This is a genomic window from Nocardia sp. CDC160 (assembly GCF_035818795.1).
GTDB lineage: Bacteria > Actinomycetota > Actinomycetes > Mycobacteriales > Mycobacteriaceae > Nocardia.
In genome coordinates, this window is sequence record NZ_JAYKYT010000002.1 from 1,211,071 (window position 1) to 1,232,149 (window position 21,079).

The window sequence follows — 21,079 nt, forward strand, 5'->3', positions numbered from 1 at the left end:
CGGAGTAGACAGAATTTATGAGCACGCGGAATCTGAGTCTCGCCACGGCGGCCTTCGCCCTGACCTTCTGGGCGTGGAATCTCATCGGGCCGCTGTCGTCGAGTTACACCAAGCTGCTGGGACTCTCGCCCGGACAGACCTCGCTGCTGGTGGCGACGCCGGTGCTGGTGGGGTCGCTGGGCCGGATTCCGGTGGGGGTGCTGGCCGACCGATTCGGCGGGCGACGCATGTTCGCCGCCGTGAGCTTCCTGACCATCATCCCGGTCTGGTTCGTCGGCTGGACGAATTCCTTTGCCGGACTGATGTTCTGGGGCTTTCTGCTGGGCATCGCCGGTACCTCGTTCGCCATCGGCGTGCCCTTCGTGAACAACTGGTACGAGCCCGCCCGGCGCGGTTTCGCGACCGGCGTGTTCGGCCTCGGCATGGGTGGCACCGCGCTGTCGGCGCTGTTCACCCCGCGTCTGGTCGAGCATCTCGGGCGCGCCACGACGCATGTCCTGATGGCCGCCGCGCTGGCCGTCCTGGGTGTGGTCATGCTGGCCTTCAGCAAGGACGCGCCGAGTTGGACGCCCGCCACCGAACCCGCGCTGCCCCGGATTCGGGAAGCCTTGCGGCTCAAGGCGACCTGGCAGGGCTCGTTCCTGTACGCGGTCGCGTTCGGCGGCTTCGTGGCCTTCTCGACCTACCTGCCGACCGTGCTGCACAACGTGTACGAGTTCGCCCAGTCCGACGCGGGCATTCGCACCGCCGGATTCGCCATGGCCGGTGTGCTGGCCCGCCCGGTCGGCGGCATTCTCTCCGACAAGGTCGGCCCGATCCGGGTGCTGAGCGCCGCCTTCGCCGGGGCGACACTGCTGGCCCTGGTGCTGGCCCTCGAGCCCCCGGCCGAACTCCCCGCGGGCGCGGCCCTGGTCGCCATGGCCTGCTGCCTGGGCCTGGGCACCGGCGGTGTCTTCGCCCTGGTGGCCAAGCTGGTGGAACCCGCTCGCGTCGGCACGGTGACCGGATTGGTCGGCGCGGCAGGCGGTCTCGGCGGCTACTTCCCGCCGCTGGTCATGGGTTTCGCCTACGGCCAGACCGGCGGCTACACGATCGGCTACCTGCTGCTGGCCGCCACCGCGGCCGCCGCGCTCGTCTACGCGGCGGCCCTGCGGCGGGCGGCGACACCCCGACCGGTGACGGTCTAGCTGCTGGAGGCGCTGGCGAACGGGGTTACGAGCTGGCCGGACGGGCGGCGGGTCGGGTGCTGCCACAGGCCCTTTCGTTCCAGGATGGGGAGTACGCCCTCGCCGAACCAGTACGCCTCCTCCAGGTGCGGGTAGCCGGAGAGGACGAAGTGGGAGATGCCCGCCTTCGAGTATTCGATGAGGCGCTCGGCGACTTCCTCGTGCGAGCCGACCAGGGCGGTGCCCGCGCCGCCGCGCACCAGGCCGACACCCGCCCACAGGTTGGGTGCGATCTCGAGGCGGTCGGTGCTGCCGTTGTGCAGCTCCGACATGCGGCGCTGGCCCTCGGATTCGCTCTTGGCCAGGGCGGCCTGGACGCGTTCGATATCGGCGGGATCGATTCCGGCGAGCAGTTTGTCGGCCACCGCCCACGCCTCCTCGGCGGTGTCGCGGGTGATGACGTGGATGCGCAGGCCGTAGTCGAGGCGGCGGCCGTGGTCCACGGCGAGCCCGCGAATCCAGTCCAGCTTGCGGCTCACGGCCAGCACCGGCTCGCCCCAGGTGAGGTAGGTGTCGGCGTAGCGGGCCGCGACCGGTCCAGCCGGGGCCGAGGAGCCGCCGAAGAAGACCGGCGGGATCGGATCGGGCCGATTGTGCAGCAGGGCGTTCTCGACGTGAATGTGCTCGCCCCGGAACGTGATCGGCTCGTGCGACTTCCACAGCGACCGCACCACGTGCAGGAACTCGCCGGTGCGGGTGTAGCGGGACTCCTTGTCGGCGAAGTCGCCGTAGGCCGCCTGCTCGAGCGGCTCGCCGCCGGTGACCACATTGATGAGCAACCGCCCCTTGGAGTGCCGTTGGAAGGTGCCCGCCATCTGCGCGGCCAGCGTCGGGCTCATCAGCCCGGGCCGCAGGGCCACCAGGAATTTCAGCGTCTCGGTGGTCTCCACCAGCATGGCGGTGGTCAGCCAGGCGTCCTCGCACCAGGAGCCGGTGGGGGTGAGCACGGCCTCGAAACCATTGCTCTCGGCGGCCGCCGCGATCTGGTTCAGATAGTGCAGCGAGGCCGGGCGGTCACCGGACATCGGGGTGCCGTGGCCGCCGACCACCAGACCGCGCGAGTCACCGGAGGTGGGCAGGAACCAATGGAACGACAGGCTCATTCGGGGACTCCTAGGAGGTGAAGCGGTCGTTGAAGCGGGTGTCGATGAAGTCGGTGATCTTCACCTTGCCGGGGATCAGCTTGGCGTCGGAGAAGGCGTCGGCCACCTGCTGTTCGGCGGTGATGGTGGCGTCGTCGAGCGGATGATCGGTGAAATTGGCGCGATTCACCGCCAGCAGCGTGACGTCGTAGGGCACGCCGGTAATGGCCGAGGACTGCTTGGCCCAGTCCTCGCGGTGGCCGGTGATCCAGGTGTGCGCGCGCTGGATGCGGCCCAGCAGGTCACGCACCGCGGCCGCATTCGCCTTGTTGCCCAGGGTCTTCGAGCCCACCACCCAGAAGCTGTCCGGCTTCACGTAGCCGTTGCCGTCCACCAGCACCCGGTTGCCCGACAGCTCGGCCTGGGCCACATAGGGATCCCACACCGTCCAGGCATCCACCCGGCCGGTGGACAGGGCCGCCAGCGCGTCGGCGGGCTGCAGGTACTGCGGCTCGATATCGGCGAAGGTGAGCCCGGCCTTGGTCAGCACCGACAGCAGGTGATAGTGCGCGGAGCTGCCCTTGGTGACCGCGATCTTCTTGCCGCGCAGGTCCTTCGGATCCTTGATGGCCGAATCCTTGGGCACCACCACCGCGCTGCCCGCCGCGCCCGAGTCGTAGACACCGGCGATCTTGATCTGCGATTTGGCCGCCGCCGCGAAGACCGGCGGGGCGTCGCCCACGCCGCCGAAGTCGATGGAACCCGCGTTGATGGCCTCGAGCATGGGCGGGCCCGCGGTGAAGGTGGACCATTCCACCTTGTAGGGCAGGTCTTTCGCCTCGCCGGACACCTCGAGCAGAGCCTGCAGCGCCTGCCCCTTCTGATCGCCCAGGTGCAGCGTCACCTGCGACAGGTCCACCGAACCGTCCGCGTTCACGCCCTTGTTGTCGTTACCGCTCGAGCCGCAGGCGGCGGTGACGAGGGCCGTGGCGACCGCGAGGGCGGCGAACAGGCGTTTGGATCTCATTCGGGGGCCTTTCCATGGGATTCCGCCTCCACGTCGACGCCCAACTCGGTGAGCAAAGTTGTTCGCAGGGCGACGAATTCGGGATGCTCACGACGGCGCGGCCGCGGCAGGTCGATGGGGATCTCGCGGGCAATGCGGCCCTCGGACAGCACGAGTGCGCGATCGGCGAGCAGCAGCGCCTCGTCCACGTCGTGGGTGACCAGCAGCACGCCGGGCCGGTGCTTGGCCCACAGGTCCAGCACCAGGCCGTGAATCGTGATGCGGGTCAAGGCATCCAGCGCGCTGAAGGGCTCGTCGAGCAGCAGCAGGTCCGGCTCGCGCACCAGCGCCCGCGCCAGCGACGCGCGTTGCGCCTCGCCGCCGGAGAGGGTGAGCGGCCACGCCCCGCCGCGCTCGGCCAGTCCGACCTCGGCCAGCGCGGCTTCCGCCGCGGCCTTGGGGTTTTCGTGGCGCAAACCCAGGGTCACGTTGTCGCGCACCCGCTTCCACGGAACCAGACGTGGCTCCTGGAAGGCAACGGCCACCTCGCCGGTGACGCTCAACTCGCCGCCGGTCCGATCGTCGAGACCCGCGAGAGCGCGCAGCAGCGTCGATTTGCCGGAACCGCTACGACCGAGCAGGGCCACGAACTCGCCAGGACGGATGTCGAGATCCAGCCCGTGCAGCACGCGGCGCTCGCCGAAGTCCTTGACCAGACCGCGAATTCGCACCACGAACGGCTCGGCCTCCGCCGCACCGACGGCAACCGCCGAGGCGACAGTGGCCGCAGCGTCGGTTGGGGCTTCGGCGTCGGCGGGAGCTTCGGTGCCGTCGGCGACCGTAGTCTCCGCGAGGTCGGCCAGTGTCGCCGCGATCACCGAATCGGTCAGTGTGCCAGGAAGTCGCGTCGCCATGTCAGCGCTCTCCTCTCGATCGAACGGACCAGTGCGTCGGTGAGCAGACCGAGCACGCTGTAGACGAGCAGGCCGACCACGATCACGTCGGTGCGCAGGAACTCGCGGGCGTCGTTGATCATGAAGCCCAGGCCCGCATCGGCATTCACCTGTTCGGCCACGATGAGCGCCAGCCAGGCCACACCGAGGGATTGCCGCAGCCCGACCAGCGTCTGTGGCAGCGCGCCCGGCAGCACGATGTGGCGGACCAGCTGGAATCGGCTCAACCGCTGCACCTGTGCCAGTTCGGCCAGCTTGGCGTCCACGCTGCGGATGCCCGCGAAGGTGTTGAGGTACAGGGGAACCGCGACGCCGAAGGCGACCAGCACGATCTTGGGCAGCTCACCGATGCCGAACCACAGGATGAACAGCGGGATCAGCCCGTAGAACGGCAGGGTCCGCAGCATCTGCAGAATCGGGTCGACCAGGTACTCCCCCACCCGGCTCAATCCGGCCACCAGCGCCAGTCCGATGCCGAACGCCGCGCCGATGACGAAGCCCAGCGCCGCGCGGCGCAGCGACACCGACAGGGCCTTGGTGAGGGTCCCGTCCTTGATCAGATCCACGGCCGTCTGCACCACGGTCAGCGGTGAGGCCAGCAGCCGCTCGGGCAGCACACCGGTGGAGCTGGCCACCTGCCAGATCACCACCAGCAGCACCGGCGCGACGAACCGCGCCAGGACGGAGACGCTCGGCAGGCGCAACCGGGCGGCAATGGGCCTGGCCTGCACGGCAATTGAGGACACGACAGCACCTCGGGCGAACGGGGACGGGGACGGTCATTGCCGGAGGCAATGCGCATTACCCGCAGGCAAGGCGCATTACCCGGAAGCAATGCGGGTGGCGGTCGAGGGCCTTCGCTCGTGGTCGCGCAAACACAGCCCGCCGCCTACCGACCTTGCCGGTCGCATCCCGCCCGGTCACCGGTTGTAATCCGCGTGATTCTGGGCTTGCCCGACAGCTCGACTGCCACAATGAATCCGCAGCGAGGAGCCGAGGACGAGCATGAACGGTCCGGATCACCCGCTCACCGTCGGATCCCGGTTCGGGCCCTACCGGCTCGACCAGCTGATCGGACGCGGGGGCATGGGGGAGGTCTATCAGGCCTACGACACGGTCAAGGACCGGACGGTGGCCATCAAGGTGCTGCCCGAACGCCTCGCCGAGGACACCGTGTACCGGCAGCGCTTCCAGCGCGAATCCCATGCGGCGGCACGGCTTCGGGAGGCGCACGTCATCCCGATCCACGACTACGGCGAGATCGACGGCCGCCTGTACATCGATATGCGCCTGGTCGACGGCGACAGCCTGCGCTCGCTGCTGCACCGGCACGGTCCCGGCTCACCCGAGCAGGCGGTCGCGGTGGTGGAACAGGTGGCCGCGGCCCTGGATGCCGCCCATCACGACGGTCTGCTGCATCGAGATGTGAAGCCGGACAACATTCTCGTCACCCACGGGGGCTTCGTGTACCTGGTGGATTTCGGCATCGCCCAGTCCGCCACCGACGAATCCCTCACCCGCGACGGCCAGGCCGTCGGCTCCTACCGCTACATGTCCCCCGAACGCTTCTCCGCCGTCGACCTCGGACCCGCCGCCGACGTCTATGCCCTGACCTGCGTGCTGTTCGAATGCCTCACCGGCACACGCCCGTTCTCCGCGGAGAACGAGGCCCAGCTCATGCGCGCCCACCTCTTCGACCCCATCCCCCGGCCGAGCCTGGTCCGGCCGACCGTCCCGGCCGCCCTCGACGCGGTGATCGCGCGCGGCATGGCCAAGGAACCGACCGAACGCTACGGCACCGCAGGCGAACTCGCCGCGGCCGCGCGCGCGGCCCTGGCCGAGCGCAGCGCACACCGCTCGGATCCGGGCGCGCCCACGGCCACCGATTCCGGCGCAATGAGCGGATACGGCCCGCGCGCGGCCACGAATCCCCAACGCGTCCACCCGGATACGTCGGAGACGATCACCGGCGGACACGACAGCGGCGGCGCGCGGACGACCGCACTGACGAAACCCGAGGCGACGGGGAAGAGCTCGGGTCCGCGACGAGGGAATCCGCGCGGCCGGATGCGACGACTGGCGGCGGTGCTGGGTGTGCTCGTGCTGGTCGCCGCATCGCTGGGCTTCGCGGGCTGGGCCTACTTGCGGCACACGACACCGGGCACCCCGGTCGGGGACGCCGCGACCCTGCGCGGACCCGATGTCGAATTGCTCTCGCTGTCCAGCTGGGCCGGATATCACCGTGCCAATTGCATTCACGCCAATCCCGACGCCACCACCACGGCCTTCGTCGTCTGCGACCCCAATCCGGACGCCTCGGCACCCGCCGCCCGGTTCTTCCGCTTCAAGACCGCGAGCGGGATGCACGATTTCTACAACAGCAACTTCGTGAACGTCTTCGGTGCCACCGCCTGCCCGTCGGATCCGGCGGGCAAGGACGGTCCGTCGATGAGGGACGGCAAGGAAATCGGCCGCAAGGCGTGCTTTCTCGACCACAGCAACGGGGCCAGCAATCCCGGTCTGGTGTTGACCGATGAAGCCCAGTTGGCGCTGGTCACCTACATCTGGACCGGCGCGAACCAGACCGCCCTGCGCGACTATGACGCGAAATGGGATGTCGGCCAGCTGCTCTCGAAGGACAAGGCGCGCGACCCCGACGACTTCACCGCCGCCGACCATGCCCTGCTCGATCAGCTCAACGACCCCTACGTCCGCCGCAACTGCCGCCACAGCGATCCGCCGGTCGGTCCGGCAACCGCCATCGTCGATTGCGACACCAAGGTCGACGATCCGGGTGTCTCGTTCGTCGACCTCCCCGACAGCGATTCGGCGAAAACGCTCTACCAGGCCGATCTCGGCCAGTTCGGCGGGCACGCGTGCGGCGGCTCCGGCGCGGACGAGGTGTGGCGCAAGCAGGACAAGCCCATCGGGCGATATTTCTGTTTCGTGTCCAAGGTCGACGGGCCGTCGCGGCCCGCCCTGGTGGCGGTGTACGACGACCTGCACCTGTTCGTCGTGGTCACCGGATCGCCCGCCGACTACCCGGGCAACCCGCCCAAGGACGATGCGGCGCTGCGCGCCTGGTTCGAGAAGTATTTCACCGTATAGGTGGTGCCGGGTTCCCTCCGCAGCTGGGAACCCGGCACCGGGTCGGCACCGGTGTGGGCGGTGACCGACGTCTAGTGACCGTCGCGGACGATCTCCACGGCCCGGCTGAGAATGCCCAGGCCGTGGGTGATTTCGTCCTCGGTGACGGTGAGTGGGGGAAGCAGTTTCACGACTTCGTCGTAGGAGCCGGAGGTTTCGACGAGCAGGCCGTGCTCGAAGGCCACGCGGCAGACCTTGGTCGCCTGCGAGGCGTCGGCGAAGACCAGGCCCTGCACCAGACCGCGTCCGCGCGCGGTGATTCCGCTGAACGACTCGGCCAGCGTGGTCAGGTGCCGGTGGATGCGCTCGCCCTTGGCCAGCGTCGAAAGCTCCAGGCGATCGTCGGACCAGTAGTGGCGCAGGGCCACCTCGGCGGTGATGAAGGCCGCGTTGTTGCCGCGGAAGGTGCCATTGTGCTCACCGGGAGCCCACTGGTCGAGCTCGCGGCGCATGAGCACCAGCGCCATCGGGAGGCCGTAGCCGCCAATGGATTTCGACAGCGTGACGATATCGGGTGTGATGCCCGCGATCTCGAAGGAGAAGAACGGGCCGGTGCGGCCGCAGCCCATCTGCACGTCGTCGACGATGAGCAGAATCCCGCGGGCGGCGCACAGTTCGGCGAGGTGGCGCAGCCAGTCGCCGCGGGCCACATTGACCCCGCCCTCGCCCTGCACGGTCTCCACGATCACCGCGGCGGGCTTGTCCAGGCCCGAGGAGCTGTCGTCGAGGGCCCGGCGCATCCACGAAAGCTCCTCGGGCTCATCCAGAAAGCCGTCGTAGGGCATCGGGGTGGCGTGCACCAGCGGCACACCCGCCCCGGCGCGCTTGGCGGCATTGCCGGTGACCGACAGCGCGCCCAGGGTCATGCCGTGGAAGGCATTGGTGAAGTTCAGGATCGTGGTGCGGCCGGTGACCTTGCGCGCCAGCTTGAGCGCGGCCTCGACGGCATTGGCTCCGGTCGGGCCGGGGAACTGCACCTTGTAGTCCAGCCCGCGCGGTATCAGCAGCAGATCGCGCATGGTCTCGAGCAGCCGCTGCTTGGCGACGGTGGACATGTCCAGTCCGTGGGTGATGCCGTCGCCGACCAGGTAGTCGATGAGGGCCTGCTTGAGCAGCGGATTGTTGTGCCCGTAGTTCAGGGCACCGGCCCCGGCGAAGAAGTCCAGGTATTCCTTGCCGTTGACGTCGGTGAGCCAGGCGCCGCGCGCGGTGTCGAACACGGTGGGCCAGGAACGGCAGTAACCACGCACATTGGATTCGAGCGCCTCGAAAACGGTCGTCTCGGCAATGGTCATCGGCGGTCCTAGCGTTCGCAACAGAGTGAAACGTTGATGTTTCTACCATCGCCAACTCTGAAACATGACCATTTTCGACAAATTCGGTCGTCCGCACCCCTGTTTCGACCAAACCTGGACTCGGACACGGCAGTTCCCGTAAGGTGAACCTCTTGTGCGCAGTGACGTGGGGGTGTACTGGCAGCTCGTCCGGGCAGGGTTCCGCAGGCAATCGCACTATCGCCTCGCCATGCTGGCGGGCCTCATCACCAATCTGGTGTTCGGATTCGTCCGGGCCGCGGTGCTCATGACCGCGGTCCGGGTGAACAGCGGCTTCGGCGGCTACGACCGCGGCACCATCGGCGCCTACATCTGGCTCTCGCAGGGACTGCTCGGGGCCATCGCCTTCTGGACCCTGCCCGACATCGTGGAACGCATCCGCACCGGCGACGTGGTCATCGACTTCCTGCGGCCCATCGACATCCAATTCGCGCATCTGGCCGAGTATCTGGGGCGCGCGGCGTGCACGCTGTTGCCACGCGGGCTGCCCAGCATCGCGGTCGGGGTCATCACCTTCGGGCTGGCCTTCCCGACCACGCCCGGGCCCTACGTGCTCGGGGCGGTCAGTCTCCTAATCGCCATGGTGCTGTCGTTTCTGTCCATGTTCGCGGTGTGCCTGGCCGGATTCTGGCTCATCGAGACGCGGGGCCTGCGCGCGCTGCACATGATCCTGGGCACCTTCCTGGCCGGGCTCTTCGTACCCCTGCACCTGTTCCCGGACTGGTTGCGCGCCATTGCCTATGCCACGCCGTTCCCCTCCATGCTGCAGTGGCCGATCGATGTCCTCTCCGGTCGAACCACCGGGATGGATGCGGTGGAAATCCTTGTCGTGCAATGCTTCTGGTTACTGGTATTGGTGAGCGCCGGTCAACTGCTGCTGCGGGCCGGGCGCCGCAAGCTGGAGGTGCAGGGTGGGTGAGGCACGCCCCTCACGACTCACGCCCTATCGCGCCGTGCTCGGGTCGCGGCTGCGCGCGCAACGGGCCTATCCGCTGTCCTTCGCCACGGATCTGCTGAGCGCCTTCCTGATCGGGCTGGTGGAATTCGCCGAAATGTGGGTGATCTTCCACAATGTGACGCGCTTGGGCGGGCTGGACCTCAACGGCATGCTGCTGTTGTTCGGGCTCAGCAATACCTGTTTCGCCATCGCGGACATGGTGGTGGGACACGCCGACACGCTGCCCACCTACATTCGAATGGGCCAGCTGGACGCGTTCTACCTGCGGCCGCAGCCGTTGCTGATGCAGCTCATGACCAGCGATATCCAGTTGCGGCGGATCGCGCGCATCGGGGTGGCCGCCACCGTGCTGGTATTCGGCCTGGTGCGCAACGATATTCAGTGGACGCCCGCGCACGTGGTGTTGTTCGTCATCACCCTGCTTTCCGGAATCGCCATCTTCGCCGGGCTTTTCGTGTGCGCGGCCGGGGCGCAGTTCTTCCTCATCGACGGCGCGGAACTGACCAATTCCTTCACCTACGGCGGGTCGTACGCGTCCATGCAGCCGACGTCGGTGTTCCCCACCCCGATGAAACTTGTTTTCGGATTTCTCGTTCCGGTCGCTTTCACCTCGTACCTGCCCACCATCGCGCTGTTGGGACAGCCCGGCCCGGCACTGCTGCCCCACTGGCTGGCGTGGGCCGCGCCGTTCGCCGCGCTGTGGGTGTGGGCCGCGGCGCTGTTTCTGTGGCGACTGGGCACCAGGCACTATCAAGGAGGCGGTGGGTGAACGACGCGATCATCGATATCGAGGGTCTGACAAGAACTTTCGTGCTCAGCCGCAAGGAGGGCCGCTGGCGACGGCGGCGGGAACTGCTCACCGCGGTGGACCGGATGAGCTTCCGGGTCGAGCCCGGCGCGGCGGTCGGGTACATCGGCGCGAACGGGGCGGGCAAGTCCACCACCATCAAGATGATCACCGGCATCCTGGTGCCCACGGCCGGGCGATTGCGCACCTGCGGACTGGACCCGGTGCGGCAGCGGCGCGAGCTGGCCGGGCGTATCGGGGTGGTGTTCGGGCAGCGCTCGCAGCTGTGGTGGGATCTGCCACTGCGCGAATCGTTTTCGATCCTGGCCGCCATTCACCGGCTGACCCCGTCGGCGGCGCGTGCCCGCACCGAGGAGCTCGTCGCCCAACTGGAGATGGAGGGCACCCTCGACACCCCGGTGCGCCAGCTCTCGCTGGGTCAGCGCATGCGCGCGGAAGTCGCGGCGGCCCTGCTGCATTCGCCCGAGCTGGTCATTCTCGACGAGCCGACCATCGGCCTGGATGTGTTGTCCAAGCAGCGATTACGCGAATTCCTGCGCTACGAGCGCACCCAGCGCGGCACCACCCTGCTGCTGACCACCCACGATATGGGCGATATCGAGCGGCTGTGCGAGCGGGTACTGGTGGTGGACCACGGCCGACTGGTCTACGACGGCTCACTGACCGGACTCGGCGCGATGGTCGGCGCACAGCGGGTGCTGATCGTCGACCTCGCCGAACCCACCCCGGACTTGGCCGATCTGCCCGGGGCCAAGCTCCTCGACAGCGAGGGCGCGGGCATGCGGCAGCGGCTGGCCTTCGACACCGAGATCACCACCGCCGCACAGTTGCTCACGGCCGTGTCGGCCCGCGCGGAGGTCCGCGACCTGTCCATCGAGGAACCCGATATCGAGGACGTGGTGCGGCGGCTCTACGAGGCCGCGGCGTCGGGCTCCCTCGCTCCCTGATCGAGCCGGAACGGCGGATAGGCGTCGGTCATCAGCGAGGCGTAGGCGCGCACCCGCAGCGACCAGCGGTTGACGCCCATGGCGAAGTCGTACAGGCCCGGTGGATACGCGCCGGTGAACAGCAGGCCGATGGCGGCGATTATCAACAGAATCGGCAAGAGCGACACCATATTCCGGCCGCCGCCCATGAACGCGGCGACAATCAGATACTGCGGAATAGCCAGCAGCCACCATTTGATCAAGACCATCCAGCGATTGAGCGTTTCGGGATAGTCGACTTCCAGATCGGCGGGATAACTCGGGTCCGGCGCGAGGCGGAACGGCGGGTAGCGGTCGGTTCCCAGTTGTGAGAGCGCGTAGAAGCGCACGCGCCAACTCCACCGCAGCACACCGACATTGAAGTCGAAGAGCGCACGCGGATACGACTCGGTGAACAGGATGGCGAAGAACGCGATGATCGAGACGACGAGATATGCGATGCTCAGAAAAATCAGGACAATATAGTGTGGAATGGCAAGTATCCACTTGACGATCCACATCCAGCGGGACAACCCCGGGTCGAGGTCGCCGCGTACGCGCACCGGATAAACGGGATTGGGCTGCATGGCCGTCACTCCTCTCGAGTGCGGGCGGCCGCGCCCTCGCGACCGCCACCCGAACAGCGGTGAGCCGTTGTTCACCCCATTGTTTCCCCGGCGACGCGGAGATCACATCTGCTTCTCACACATTGTGACCAGATTTGTAATAGCGCGCACGACAGCGAGTTCCGCACACCACATCGACCCGTTTCGAATTGCGGCCGCCGGTCTCGTGTGCGACGTTGCTGACCATTCTCCATGTGTTCGACCGGGTCGGCACTGGAGCGGATTCTGGGGAGACGGAGTGAAGGTGCGGCAGGCGAAATTGTTGCCTACGGGTAACACGAAGCTCACACCGGCGGTGGAATTGCTTCGGCCACGCACCATTCGGGCTCGGCTACGCCGCATTCTCATCGTGTCGGTGGCGCTGGTGCTGGCGCTGCTGACCATCATCGTCACCCGCGAGGTCGAGAACTATCGCGATACCGGCGATACCGCCCGGGCCGTCGGGTTGGCGCTGGCGGTCCAGGACCTCGTCCACGAGATCCAGCGCGAGCGCGGGCTCACCAACGGTCTGCTCAGCGGCGACACCGCCGCGCGGCCCGCGGTGAGCAATCAGCGGTTGGCCACCGACAGCGCACTGTCGGAGCTCAATTCGACGCTCGCGGGACAACCGCCCGGCGGCGATCTGGTGCGCACGGCGCTCAACCAGTTCTCGGGGGTGACCGCGACGCGCGCGGACGTGGACGGCGGACGGGCCGACCGGTCGGCCGCGTTCACCTTCTATACCAATGCCATCGGCGCGCTGAACCAGACGCGCCCCGGACTCGACCACGCGCAGGACGAACAGCTGTGGCGAGGATTGCAGACCCTGTACGCGCTCGGCGACGTCAAGGAGTTCACCGGCCAGGAACGCGGCTTCCTCAACGGCGTTTTCGCCTCGGGAGCTTTCGCGCCCGGCGAGTACGTGAAGTTCCTCGACATCCGGGCCGCCAAACAGGCCGCTATCACCGCCTTCGAACGCGATGCCACCTCCGCGCAGCGGTCGCTGCTCTACACCGCCATGCGGACCGATGAGTCGGTGCGGGCCGGGGAGGCGGAGGCCATTGCCATCGCCTCCGACCACGGGACGCTCACCGAGCCGGTCAATGCCGCCGACTGGTGGCGTGAGATGAGCTCCATCATCGACGGCGAGCGGCATGTGCAGCGCAGCGTGGGCGATGAGATCACCTCCCGCGCAAGCGAACTGCGCCGCCATGCCGCGCTGCGGCTGAGCCTGTACGTGCTGGCCGCGCTGCTGGCCATCGCCGCCGAGGTGGCGCTGGTGGTGGCCAGCGTGCGGGCCATCGTGCGGCCGCTGGCGAAGCTGGCCGAGCAGGCCGACGAGGTGGCCGACGAGCGGCTGCCGCGGCTCATCGCCGTCTGGCAGAGCACCGAAGGGGCGGACCCTGATCCGCCGGAACCGGTGCGCGCCGACCAGAGCGCCGGAGCCGAGATCGTCTCGGTGGCCACCGCGCTGGACCGGGTGCAGACCACCGCCTACGACCTGGCCTCGGCCCAGGCGCGGCTGCGCCGCAACACCACCGAGTCCATGGCCAATCTGGCCCGCCGCAATCAGAACCTGGTGCGCCGCCAGCTCGGGTTGATCAGCGACTTCGAACGCGAGGAACTCGACCCGAGCGCGCTGTCGAACCTCTTCGAGCTCGACCACCTGGCCACCCGCATGCGCCGCAATGCCGAGAGCCTGCTGGTGCTGGTCGGCGAGTCCAGCCCGCGTCGCTGGTCCCGGCCGATTCCACTGACCGACGTCATCCGCGCCGGGTTGTCCGAGGTCGACGACTACCGCCGCGTGGTGTTGCGGCGCGTCGACGAGGTGGCCATCGCGGGCGCGCATGTCAGCGAGGTCGCGCACATGCTGGCCGAGCTGATCGAGAACGGGCTGTCCTTCTCCCCGCCCGACCTCGAGGTCGAGATCTACGGCCGCCGCCTCGGGTCCCGATACATGATCGCGGTGGTCGATCACGGGGTGGGCATGCCGCCCGACCAGCTCGCCACCGCCAACGCACGACTGCGCGGGGAGGCCGACTTCCTGGTCGCGCCCACCCGCTTCCTGGGGCACTACGTGGTCGGCCGCCTGGCCAAGCGGCTGGGCGTCGAGGTCGAACTGACCGTCTCGCCCACCAGCGGTGTGGTGGCGCGCATGCTGCTGCCCACCGAGCTGCTGGGCGATCCCGCCAGTGATCGGCCCGCGCCGCCCGATGACGCGAAACACGGTGCGGGAGCACACCTTCCCACGGTGCTCGAGACCATGCCGGAGCCCCGGGCGGGTCGGCACAGCTCGCCGCACCCGCCCGCGTCCGGTGGCGGCGAGCGGCCCCAACACGCCGCGGTCCCGGCCAACGACCCGGTATTCGACACCGGCACAGCCGCTTTCGTCGCCCTGACCGAGTCGTTCGGCGCGTCCGCCGAACCGGAAGCGCGGCCCGCCACCGGGCCCACGGGGCCCCCGTGGTCCTCGCCCCGGACCAACGGCGCGTCCCGGCCGAACGGCGGAACCGATGAAGTCGCCGCGCACGCCAACCCGATCAAGCTCGTGCCCCTGCCGGGTCCGGCCGATACCGCGTTGCCGGGCCCGGTGGACACCGCCGCAACCCGCTCGGTCACCGCGCCGCACGCCACCGCGGCCGAGCGCCCCTTCGGCGGTCCGATCACCGGATCCGTGGCGATCCAATCGATTCCGGAGCAGACACCCGGGACGGATCGGCGGCCCGCCACCGCACCGGCGGGCACCGGTGTCGCGCCGTCGGTTTCGACGGGCTCACCGGTCAACGGGAGCGACGTTTCGGGAGGTGTCCCGGAGGTGCAACGTACGCGAAACGGTCTCGTCAAGCGCAACCGGAAGACTCGCGAGCATTCGGGCGCCGCGCCGGGTGGCGCCCAGCCGAGCACGGGGGGACCCGCCGCGTCGGCCGCGGACCGCTCGCCCGAGGAGATACGCAGCATGCTGGCCGGATTCCGCTCCGGCCACCAGCGCGGGCAGGGCGGGGAACCGCCTCGACCCGGACCGAGAGCATAGGAGGAACCGGGTGACGACCCACTACACCGACACCGATCCGCACACCTTCAACTGGCTGCTGGCCGACTTCGTGCGCACCACCGACGGCGTGCGCGACGCCGTGGCGGTGTCCTCCGACGGGCTGCTCATGGCCATGTCCCAGGGGCTGGACCGGTCCGCGGGCGACCGGCTCGCCGCCATCGTCTCCGGGCTCACCAGCCTGGGCCGAAGCGCCTCGCGCAGTTACGATTTCGACGGACTACGACTGATCATGATCGAAATGGGGCGGGGCTTCCTGCTGGTCTCGGCCATGGCCAATGGCAGCTGCATCGGCGTGATCGCCGACAACAACGCCGATGTCGGCCTGGTCGGCTATCAGATGGCCGTGCTGGCCGATCGCGCGGGCGCGCTGCTGACCCCCGCCCTGATCAGCGAACTGCGGGAGTCGTTGAGCCGATGAACGATTCGCATCGGCTGCCGGACGAGCGCATGATCGCGCTGACCCGCCCCACCGGGTGGTCCGGCGCCGCCGCGCCCGAAAACCCCGACCGGGAGCGGGGATTCGCCGAGGCCGAAGAGCAGGTGGTGCGGCCCTTCATGATGACCTCCGGCCGCACCACGCCCGTGGTCGACGGCCTGCGCATCGAGACGCTGGTGCGCGCCACCCCCGCGGCGCTGTCCGCGCCGCTGCGCTTCGAACTCGAACGGGTGGTGCGGCTGTGCCAGCGTCCGCATTCCATCGCCGAAATCGCTGCGGCCCTCCGGGTTCCGGTCGGCGTGGCACGGGTGCTGGTGAGCGATCTGGTGTCCGCCGGGCACGCGTCGGTCGGCCACACCGACGAACTCTCCACCGCCGCACTGGAAAGGATCCGGGACCTTGTTCGGAACCTCTGACGACACCGCTCCGCTGGCCTCCTCGGTGAAGATCGTGACCAGCGGCGGCTTCGGGGTCGGGAAGACCACCTTCATCGGGGCCATCTCCGAGATCGAACCGCTGGCCACCGAGGCCGCCATGACCGAAGTGTCCATGGGCGTGGATGATCCGGGCCTGGCCACCGGCAAGACCACCACCACCGTCGCCCTGGACTTCGGCCGCATCACCCTGGACGCGAGCCTGGTCCTGTATCTCTTCGGCACGCCGGGCCAGGAGCGCTTCGAATTCCTCTGGGACGACCTGCTCGACGGCGCGCTGGGCGGGGTCATCCTGGTCGACACCGGGCGGGTCGAGGACTGCTATCCGGTCCTGGACTTCTTCGAACAGCGCGGCACACCATTCGTGGTGGCGGTCAACCGATTCGAGTCCGGTGCGCGCTTCGCACTCGACGAGGTGCGTGAGGCCCTCGACCTCTCCCCCGCGATTCGCCTGCTGGATTGCGATGCGCGCGACCGGGAATCGGTCAAGCTCGTTTTGGTAGCGCTGTTGGAACAGATCCTCGAGGCCCGCCGCACCCCCGCCCTCGCGGTTTGACCTGCCCGTGGTGGGGCTACGGGCGAGGCGCCCGCACCGCGCCCGCGCGATGCCTCACCTCATATCCAAAAATCGCCCCGGGTGCGAACGCACCCGGGGCGATTGCCCGAAAACCCTTCGCTTTAATGCGAATTAGCGGCCGAAAGATCCGGTCCACAGGGTGTTGAGAAGACCACCCAGAGCCGCGCTACCGGTGTTGAGCACGCCGTTCAGCGCAGCGGAACCAGTGTCGATGATAACCGGGATCATGTTTCAACCTCTCTCTGTTGGACGCCGCCGGTCGGGATTTCCGCTTCGGCGACGGGACCCACACTGCCGAGGCACACTTAGGCGAACCTTGTCCGTAGCTGAGACGTAGCTGAGACAGGGTGTGTGACCCGTCACATGAGAGAGGACCGTCCAGTTTCTACTGCGGCGGCTGCGCGCCCGCCGAGTAGAGACTCACCTCGCCGTCCTCGCCGAGAAACGCGTTGACCAGCATCGTTCCGCTGGAACGCAATTCGTCGGGGTCCGGCGCGGCGGTGGTGATGGAGATCTGCGGGAGCGCTCCCCAGTTCACGACAAACCGATCGGGAGGTCCGTTGTCGTCGGAGAGATGCGCGAGACGGAAGACCGACACCGTCCGGCGAACAATGAGATTCCGGACAACTTCGGCAATTCGCTCGGGGTCTTCCAGCGCGAACATGAAACCGAATCGCAATTCCGGTGAGGACGCGTAGGCGGGCACGAATACCGAGGCTAACGGACTATGGCGCGCCGCGCCTTCGGCGCGCCGCAAAGATAGCTATTCATAAGCCTCGGTAACCGAAGTCCGGGGCCGGAAGCCTCGCGGAGGTCGAGCCCAGCCCTCGAACCCGTCTCACACACCACCCGCGCAGGTGTCGATCGGCCTTCAACCGCAGCGGCCACGTGACCGTCTTGTAATGCTGTATAACAATTTTCAGGCACCTTCGCCGATCACGCGCCGGACGGTTGCGCCCCTTCGACTATCGCGCTTTCCTGAATATGTCCCGCATTATCGGACAGTCTTCTCATCGCATCGTCGCGGATTTCCCGGTTACTTCACCGTGTCGCTGGTGGTGGGCTGTTGCGTTCCGGATGCGGGGCTGCGCCGGAGCCGAGGGGAGCCCCTCCCCGAAACCCCCTCGGCCCTGGCGCATCCAACCATGCGACGGCCGAGGGTGGGAATGATGGCAATCGAGTACTCCGGAGCGGGATTCGGGGCCGAGCTCCCCTCGCCCGCCACGCTCTTACGCGCCTTCCGAGAACCGGTCACCTCCGATCGGCACGACCGCGACGTCCTCGAATCCGCTCACGAACTGGTGCAATGCCATGAGGGACGCCACCGCGCCCTGGAACTGGCGCACGCCCCCAATGCCACCCCCGACGATGTCGCGAGTTGCACCCATCTGATCGACAAGATCGACGCGCGCCGGGCCGACCTGGTGGCCCGCATCGACGACTGGGTGGCCGCGAACATCCCGCACCGCGCCGGGGCCTCGCTGCACACCGAGACCCTCGGCGCGGTGATCGACCGCATGGCCGCGAAATGGGTTGTGGCACAACGAGCTCTGGTCAGCAACGACCAGGAACCGGTGCGCGCCACGAAGATTCCTGACGGGGGCGCGAAGCCCGCCGACGGGAGTTCGAAAGCCGCCGACGGACGCGGACGACGACGGGCGGTCGCCCACCGCATCAGCGAGGACCGCCCCCGACGCGGGGTGGACACCGAAGCCCACCTGCAGTGGTACCGCCTCGCCGAACTCGCCGACGGTTACAAGGATCTGATCACCGAAGTCGCCCAGCACCGGCGGCGACTTCCCACCTGGTGACTACCGCGGGTCGATGACCTCGGCGTCGATGACGTCGGAGCCGTCGACGCGCTCGCTCGGGACCGGCTTCGTTGCCGAATTGTCCTGGGCGGGTGTGGGTTCCGGTTCGTCGTCGAGGTTGTCGGCCAGGTCCTCGGCGGTGGCGCGCTGGGCGGCGGCGTCCTGCGCGGCGGCCGCGGCGGCTTCCCGCATCTCGATGGCGTCGGTGATCCAGTCACCGATCTCGCGCGTCACCTCGGCGACGGTGCCGGTGATGATCGAGGCGATATTGCCGACGTGCCGGGCTCCGGACGCCGTCAATTCCTGGATCAGATCCTTGTTGCTCTCGAATTTCGAAATCATTCACACGCCCACTTCACTCGGCTGCCCCCGCCGCATGACGATAACACCCGGTCCGGACGAATTCTTCACGAGGAACGGCGGCAGCGCGAGCTTGAACAGCTTGACCCAGACCGAGCCGATCTGCTTGGCGAAGCGACCGGTGTTGTAGGGCAGCCCGTGCTTCTCGCACAGCGCCTTCACCTCGGGCGCGATCTCCGGGTAGCGGTTGGCGGGCATATCCGGGAACAGGTGGTGCTCGATCTGGTGCGACAGGTTGCCGGACATGATGTGGAACAGCTTGGAACCCTTGATGTTCGCCGAGCCCAGCATCTGGCGCACATACCACTCACCCTGCGTCTCCTCGGCGCACTCCTCCTGGGTGAACGTCTGTACGCCGGTCGGGAAGTGGCCGCAGAAGATGATGGAGAAGGTCCACAGGTTGCGGACCAGATTGGCGCTGAAGTTGGCGGCCAGCGTGGACACGAACAGCGGTCCGGTCAGCGCCGGGAAAACCACGTAGTCCTTGAGCACCTGGCGGCTGGCCTTGCGCCACTGCCCCTTGACCAGCGTCTTGATCTCGTCCCAGGACTTCTTGCCCTTGATGATGTTCTCGACCTCGAGGTCATGGCCCATGACGCCCCACTCGAAGGCCAGCATGAGGAGGAACGCGTAGAGCGGATTGCCCAGCCGCAGCACGTTCCAACTCTGCGCCTCGTCCACGCGCAGGATGCCGTACCCGATGTCGCGGTCCATATCGAGGATATTGGTGAAGGTGTGGTGCTTGTAGTTGTGCGAGTGCCGCCACTGGTCGCCCGGGCAGACCGTATCCCATTCGAAGACACGTGAATTCAGCGTCGGCTCGCGCATCCAGTCCCACTGGCCGTGCATGACGTTGTGGCCGATCTCCATATTGTCGAGAATCTTGGAGATGCTCAGCGCGGCCACGCCCGCCAGCCAGAACGGCGGCAGGAAGCCCAGGTAGAGCAGCCCGCGACCGGCGATCTCGAAGCCGCGCTGGGCGCGGATGACGCTGTAGATGTACTCGCGGTCGCGATCGCCGAGGTCCTCGGTGATGCGGGCGCGCAGCGCGTCGAGTTCGCGGCCGATCTCCTCGACCTGCTCGACGCTGAGAACCAAAGGGCCCTCGGTGGTTTCGGTGAGAATCGCCATGATCCCTCCTAGATAGCGATGTCGACGTCCCCGACGGGGGCGTTGATGCAGAGCTGGATGGGCTGATCCGGGTCGCTGTCGAGCTCCCCGGTGCGCAGATTGCGGGTGCAGCCGCTGCGCTTGACGGCCGTGCAGGTGAAGCAGATCCCCATGCGGCAGCCGTACTGCGGGCTCAAACCCGCGGATTCGGCCTGCTCGAGCAGGGATGCACCGGTGTTCTCGGCGGCCACGCCGCTGCCGGAGAAGCTCACGGTGCCCTCGGCGTCGGCCGGATCCACGACGGTGGTGGTGAGGACGAACTCCTCGGTGTGCAGCCGATCGCCCAGCTGTTCGGCCTCGTAAACCGTGCGGACCGCGGCCATCAGCGACGGCGGACCACACACGTAGGTCTGCGCGTCCGGGAACCAGGGCGCGAGGGCCTCGAGTTCGTCGTAGCCGAAGTGGGCATGGCGCTGGGTCCGCGGGTAGCGGAATTCGATGCGGATATTGCCGTGCTGCATGGCGATCGCCTCGAGCTCCTGGCGATGCGGCACGAATTCCGGAGAACGGTTGTAATGCAGGAACAGGATCCGGCCCCGATAGCCCTCATTGGCCAGGGTGCGCAGCATGGACAGCACGGGTGTGATGCCGCTGCCGCCGCTGATCAGCACGATCCGCTCGGGCCGCGGCTCGGGGAGATGGAAGACGCCCGCGGCGGGTTCGAGGTCCACGACCATGCCGGGAATCGCGTTCTCGTGCAGGTAGTTCGAGACCAGCCCGTGCGGGTGCGCCTTGATGGTGAGCTCGATGTGCCGGTCACGACGGCCGTCGGCATTGACCGGCGAATAGCAGCGGGTGTGGCGAACGCCGTCGATCACCACACCGATCTGGATGTATTGCCCCGCGACATGTCCTGCCCACTGGCGGCTCGGCCGGAGCGTCAGCGTGACCGAACCGACGGCGCTGCGCCGCACGTGGGTGATCTCCGCGCGCAGCGAGCCCCGGGTCAGCGTGGGCCGGACCAGCTCCAGGTAGCGGTCCAGCGGATGCGGGGTGGTCATGGTCTTCTGCACCAGGTCGAGTAGTCCGACCATGTGAGCCTCCTGGATTTCGGTGCACATCTGTACACTGAGTTAGTGTGCCGAAAGGAACCCGTCCAGTTCAACCGGCAGTTCGTGTGACCCACACGACATCTCTTGAATGGAACGAATGTGA

At 67.8% G+C, this 21,079-nt stretch carries 19 protein-coding genes and 1 pseudogene; 10 read left to right on the top strand and 10 right to left on the bottom strand.

What is annotated here, in order from left to right; all coding sequences use genetic code 11:
- The first annotated feature begins 17 nt into the window (after positions 1 to 17).
- The gene (locus VMT40_RS13140) at positions 18 to 1,187 is read left to right on the top strand and encodes an MFS transporter (protein WP_326358254.1); all 1,170 of its coding nucleotides are present in this window, start codon (positions 18 to 20) and stop codon (positions 1,185 to 1,187) included.
- Here the strand turns inward: VMT40_RS13140 and VMT40_RS13145 are convergent.
- The 4 genes from VMT40_RS13145 to VMT40_RS13160 are packed head-to-tail and all read right to left on the bottom strand — an operon-like array spanning position 1,184 to position 5,004.
- Positions 1,184 to 2,329: an LLM class flavin-dependent oxidoreductase gene (locus tag VMT40_RS13145; RefSeq protein ID WP_326358255.1), complete on the bottom strand. Its 1,146-nt coding sequence runs from the start codon at positions 2,327 to 2,329 to the stop codon at positions 1,184 to 1,186. The genes VMT40_RS13140 and VMT40_RS13145 overlap by 4 nt on opposite strands.
- A gap of 10 nt (positions 2,330 to 2,339) precedes the next feature.
- Positions 2,340 to 3,335, bottom strand: coding sequence for an ABC transporter substrate-binding protein (locus VMT40_RS13150; protein WP_326358256.1), 996 nt, complete (start codon positions 3,333 to 3,335; stop codon positions 2,340 to 2,342).
- Complete coding sequence (locus VMT40_RS13155) at positions 3,332 to 4,228, bottom strand: ABC transporter ATP-binding protein (RefSeq protein WP_326358257.1); 897 nt, start codon at positions 4,226 to 4,228, stop codon at positions 3,332 to 3,334. The genes VMT40_RS13150 and VMT40_RS13155 overlap by 4 nt, the downstream gene beginning before the upstream one ends.
- Positions 4,201 to 5,004: an ABC transporter permease gene (locus VMT40_RS13160; protein WP_442789980.1), complete on the bottom strand. Its 804-nt coding sequence runs from the start codon at positions 5,002 to 5,004 to the stop codon at positions 4,201 to 4,203. The genes VMT40_RS13155 and VMT40_RS13160 overlap by 28 nt, the downstream gene beginning before the upstream one ends.
- Positions 5,005 to 5,272: 268 nt before the next feature.
- Here VMT40_RS13160 and VMT40_RS13165 point away from each other — a divergent pair, with 268 nt between their 5' ends.
- The gene (locus tag VMT40_RS13165; RefSeq protein WP_326358259.1) at positions 5,273 to 7,375 is read left to right on the top strand and encodes a serine/threonine-protein kinase; all 2,103 of its coding nucleotides are present in this window, start codon (positions 5,273 to 5,275) and stop codon (positions 7,373 to 7,375) included.
- A 71-nt stretch (positions 7,376 to 7,446) separates the two neighbouring features.
- On the opposite strand, the gene ectB is transcribed toward VMT40_RS13165, so the two are convergent.
- The gene (gene ectB, locus VMT40_RS13170) at positions 7,447 to 8,709 is read right to left on the bottom strand and encodes a diaminobutyrate--2-oxoglutarate transaminase (protein ID WP_326358260.1); all 1,263 of its coding nucleotides are present in this window, start codon (positions 8,707 to 8,709) and stop codon (positions 7,447 to 7,449) included.
- Positions 8,710 to 8,863: 154 nt separating this feature from the next.
- Between ectB and VMT40_RS13175 the strand changes: the two genes are divergently transcribed.
- From VMT40_RS13175 to VMT40_RS13185, 3 genes are all read left to right on the top strand, one after another.
- Positions 8,864 to 9,667: an ABC transporter permease gene (locus VMT40_RS13175; RefSeq protein ID WP_326358261.1), complete on the top strand. Its 804-nt coding sequence runs from the start codon at positions 8,864 to 8,866 to the stop codon at positions 9,665 to 9,667.
- On the top strand, positions 9,660 to 10,475 hold the full coding sequence (locus tag VMT40_RS13180; RefSeq protein ID WP_326358262.1) for an ABC transporter permease: 816 nt from the start codon (positions 9,660 to 9,662) through the stop codon (positions 10,473 to 10,475). The genes VMT40_RS13175 and VMT40_RS13180 overlap by 8 nt, the downstream gene beginning before the upstream one ends.
- A gap of 104 nt (positions 10,476 to 10,579) precedes the next feature.
- The gene (locus VMT40_RS13185) at positions 10,580 to 11,461 is read left to right on the top strand and encodes an ABC transporter ATP-binding protein (protein ID WP_442789981.1); all 882 of its coding nucleotides are present in this window, start codon (positions 10,580 to 10,582) and stop codon (positions 11,459 to 11,461) included.
- Here the strand turns inward: VMT40_RS13185 and VMT40_RS13190 are convergent.
- Positions 11,425 to 12,066: a DUF4389 domain-containing protein gene (locus VMT40_RS13190; RefSeq protein ID WP_326358264.1), complete on the bottom strand. Its 642-nt coding sequence runs from the start codon at positions 12,064 to 12,066 to the stop codon at positions 11,425 to 11,427. The genes VMT40_RS13185 and VMT40_RS13190 overlap by 37 nt on opposite strands.
- Before the next feature lie 277 nt (positions 12,067 to 12,343).
- Here VMT40_RS13190 and VMT40_RS13195 point away from each other — a divergent pair, with 277 nt between their 5' ends.
- Genes VMT40_RS13195 through VMT40_RS13210 form a run of 4 tightly spaced genes read left to right on the top strand, consistent with a single transcriptional unit; the run spans position 12,344 to position 16,562 of the window.
- Positions 12,344 to 15,115, top strand: a complete 2,772-nt coding sequence (locus tag VMT40_RS13195; RefSeq protein WP_326358265.1) for a sensor histidine kinase — start codon at positions 12,344 to 12,346, stop codon at positions 15,113 to 15,115.
- A 10-nt stretch (positions 15,116 to 15,125) separates the two neighbouring features.
- Positions 15,126 to 15,554: a roadblock/LC7 domain-containing protein gene (locus VMT40_RS13200; RefSeq protein ID WP_326311638.1), complete on the top strand. Its 429-nt coding sequence runs from the start codon at positions 15,126 to 15,128 to the stop codon at positions 15,552 to 15,554.
- Positions 15,551 to 15,988, top strand: a complete 438-nt coding sequence (locus tag VMT40_RS13205; protein WP_326358266.1) for a DUF742 domain-containing protein — start codon at positions 15,551 to 15,553, stop codon at positions 15,986 to 15,988. The genes VMT40_RS13200 and VMT40_RS13205 overlap by 4 nt, the downstream gene beginning before the upstream one ends.
- A 13-nt stretch (positions 15,989 to 16,001) precedes the next feature.
- On the top strand, positions 16,002 to 16,562 hold the full coding sequence (locus VMT40_RS13210) for a GTP-binding protein (RefSeq protein WP_326358608.1): 561 nt from the start codon (positions 16,002 to 16,004) through the stop codon (positions 16,560 to 16,562).
- A 406-nt stretch (positions 16,563 to 16,968) separates the two neighbouring features.
- Here the strand turns inward: VMT40_RS13210 and VMT40_RS13215 are convergent, their stop codons facing one another.
- The gene (locus VMT40_RS13215) at positions 16,969 to 17,289 is read right to left on the bottom strand and encodes a hypothetical protein (protein ID WP_326311636.1); all 321 of its coding nucleotides are present in this window, start codon (positions 17,287 to 17,289) and stop codon (positions 16,969 to 16,971) included.
- Between the two features lie 463 nt (positions 17,290 to 17,752).
- On the opposite strand from VMT40_RS13215, the gene VMT40_RS13220 reads away from it, so the two are divergent.
- Positions 17,753 to 18,394 (top strand): DUF4254 domain-containing protein, encoded by a 642-nt coding sequence (locus VMT40_RS13220; protein WP_326358267.1) that lies wholly within the window; start codon positions 17,753 to 17,755, stop codon positions 18,392 to 18,394.
- Positions 18,395 to 18,490: 96 nt separating this feature from the next.
- On the opposite strand, the pseudogene VMT40_RS13225 reads toward VMT40_RS13220, so the two are convergent.
- The 3 genes and pseudogenes from VMT40_RS13225 to VMT40_RS13235 form a co-directional block, all read right to left on the bottom strand.
- Positions 18,491 to 18,736: pseudogene (locus tag VMT40_RS13225) on the bottom strand (hypothetical protein); the annotation flags it as partial.
- The gene (locus VMT40_RS13230; RefSeq protein WP_326358269.1) at positions 18,737 to 19,885 is read right to left on the bottom strand and encodes a fatty acid desaturase family protein; all 1,149 of its coding nucleotides are present in this window, start codon (positions 19,883 to 19,885) and stop codon (positions 18,737 to 18,739) included.
- A gap of 8 nt (positions 19,886 to 19,893) precedes the next feature.
- The gene (locus tag VMT40_RS13235; protein WP_326358270.1) at positions 19,894 to 20,958 is read right to left on the bottom strand and encodes a ferredoxin reductase; all 1,065 of its coding nucleotides are present in this window, start codon (positions 20,956 to 20,958) and stop codon (positions 19,894 to 19,896) included.
- Between the last annotated feature and the right edge of the window lie 121 nt (positions 20,959 to 21,079).

Excerpts from the sequence above, each read along its gene's own strand:
- VMT40_RS13145 (WP_326358255.1), bottom strand. The coding sequence starts at position 2,329 with ATGAGCCTGTCGTTCCATTGGTTCCTGCCCACCTCCGGTGACTCGCGC.
- VMT40_RS13185 (WP_442789981.1), top strand. The coding sequence starts at position 10,580 with ATGAGCTTCCGGGTCGAGCCCGGCGCGGCGGTCGGGTACATCGGCGCG.
- VMT40_RS13235 (WP_326358270.1), bottom strand. The coding sequence starts at position 20,958 with ATGGTCGGACTACTCGACCTGGTGCAGAAGACCATGACCACCCCGCAT.
- VMT40_RS13190 (WP_326358264.1), bottom strand. The coding sequence starts at position 12,066 with ATGCAGCCCAATCCCGTTTATCCGGTGCGCGTACGCGGCGACCTCGAC.
- VMT40_RS13220 (WP_326358267.1), top strand. The coding sequence starts at position 17,753 with ATGGCAATCGAGTACTCCGGAGCGGGATTCGGGGCCGAGCTCCCCTCG.
- ectB (WP_326358260.1), bottom strand. The coding sequence starts at position 8,709 with ATGACCATTGCCGAGACGACCGTTTTCGAGGCGCTCGAATCCAATGTG.
- VMT40_RS13230 (WP_326358269.1), bottom strand. The coding sequence starts at position 19,885 with ATGGCGATTCTCACCGAAACCACCGAGGGCCCTTTGGTTCTCAGCGTC.
- VMT40_RS13155 (WP_326358257.1), bottom strand. The coding sequence starts at position 4,228 with ATGGCGACGCGACTTCCTGGCACACTGACCGATTCGGTGATCGCGGCG.
- VMT40_RS13205 (WP_326358266.1), top strand. The coding sequence starts at position 15,551 with ATGAACGATTCGCATCGGCTGCCGGACGAGCGCATGATCGCGCTGACC.
- VMT40_RS13165 (WP_326358259.1), top strand. The coding sequence starts at position 5,273 with ATGAACGGTCCGGATCACCCGCTCACCGTCGGATCCCGGTTCGGGCCC.
- VMT40_RS13140 (WP_326358254.1), top strand. The coding sequence starts at position 18 with ATGAGCACGCGGAATCTGAGTCTCGCCACGGCGGCCTTCGCCCTGACC.
- VMT40_RS13150 (WP_326358256.1), bottom strand. The coding sequence starts at position 3,335 with ATGAGATCCAAACGCCTGTTCGCCGCCCTCGCGGTCGCCACGGCCCTC.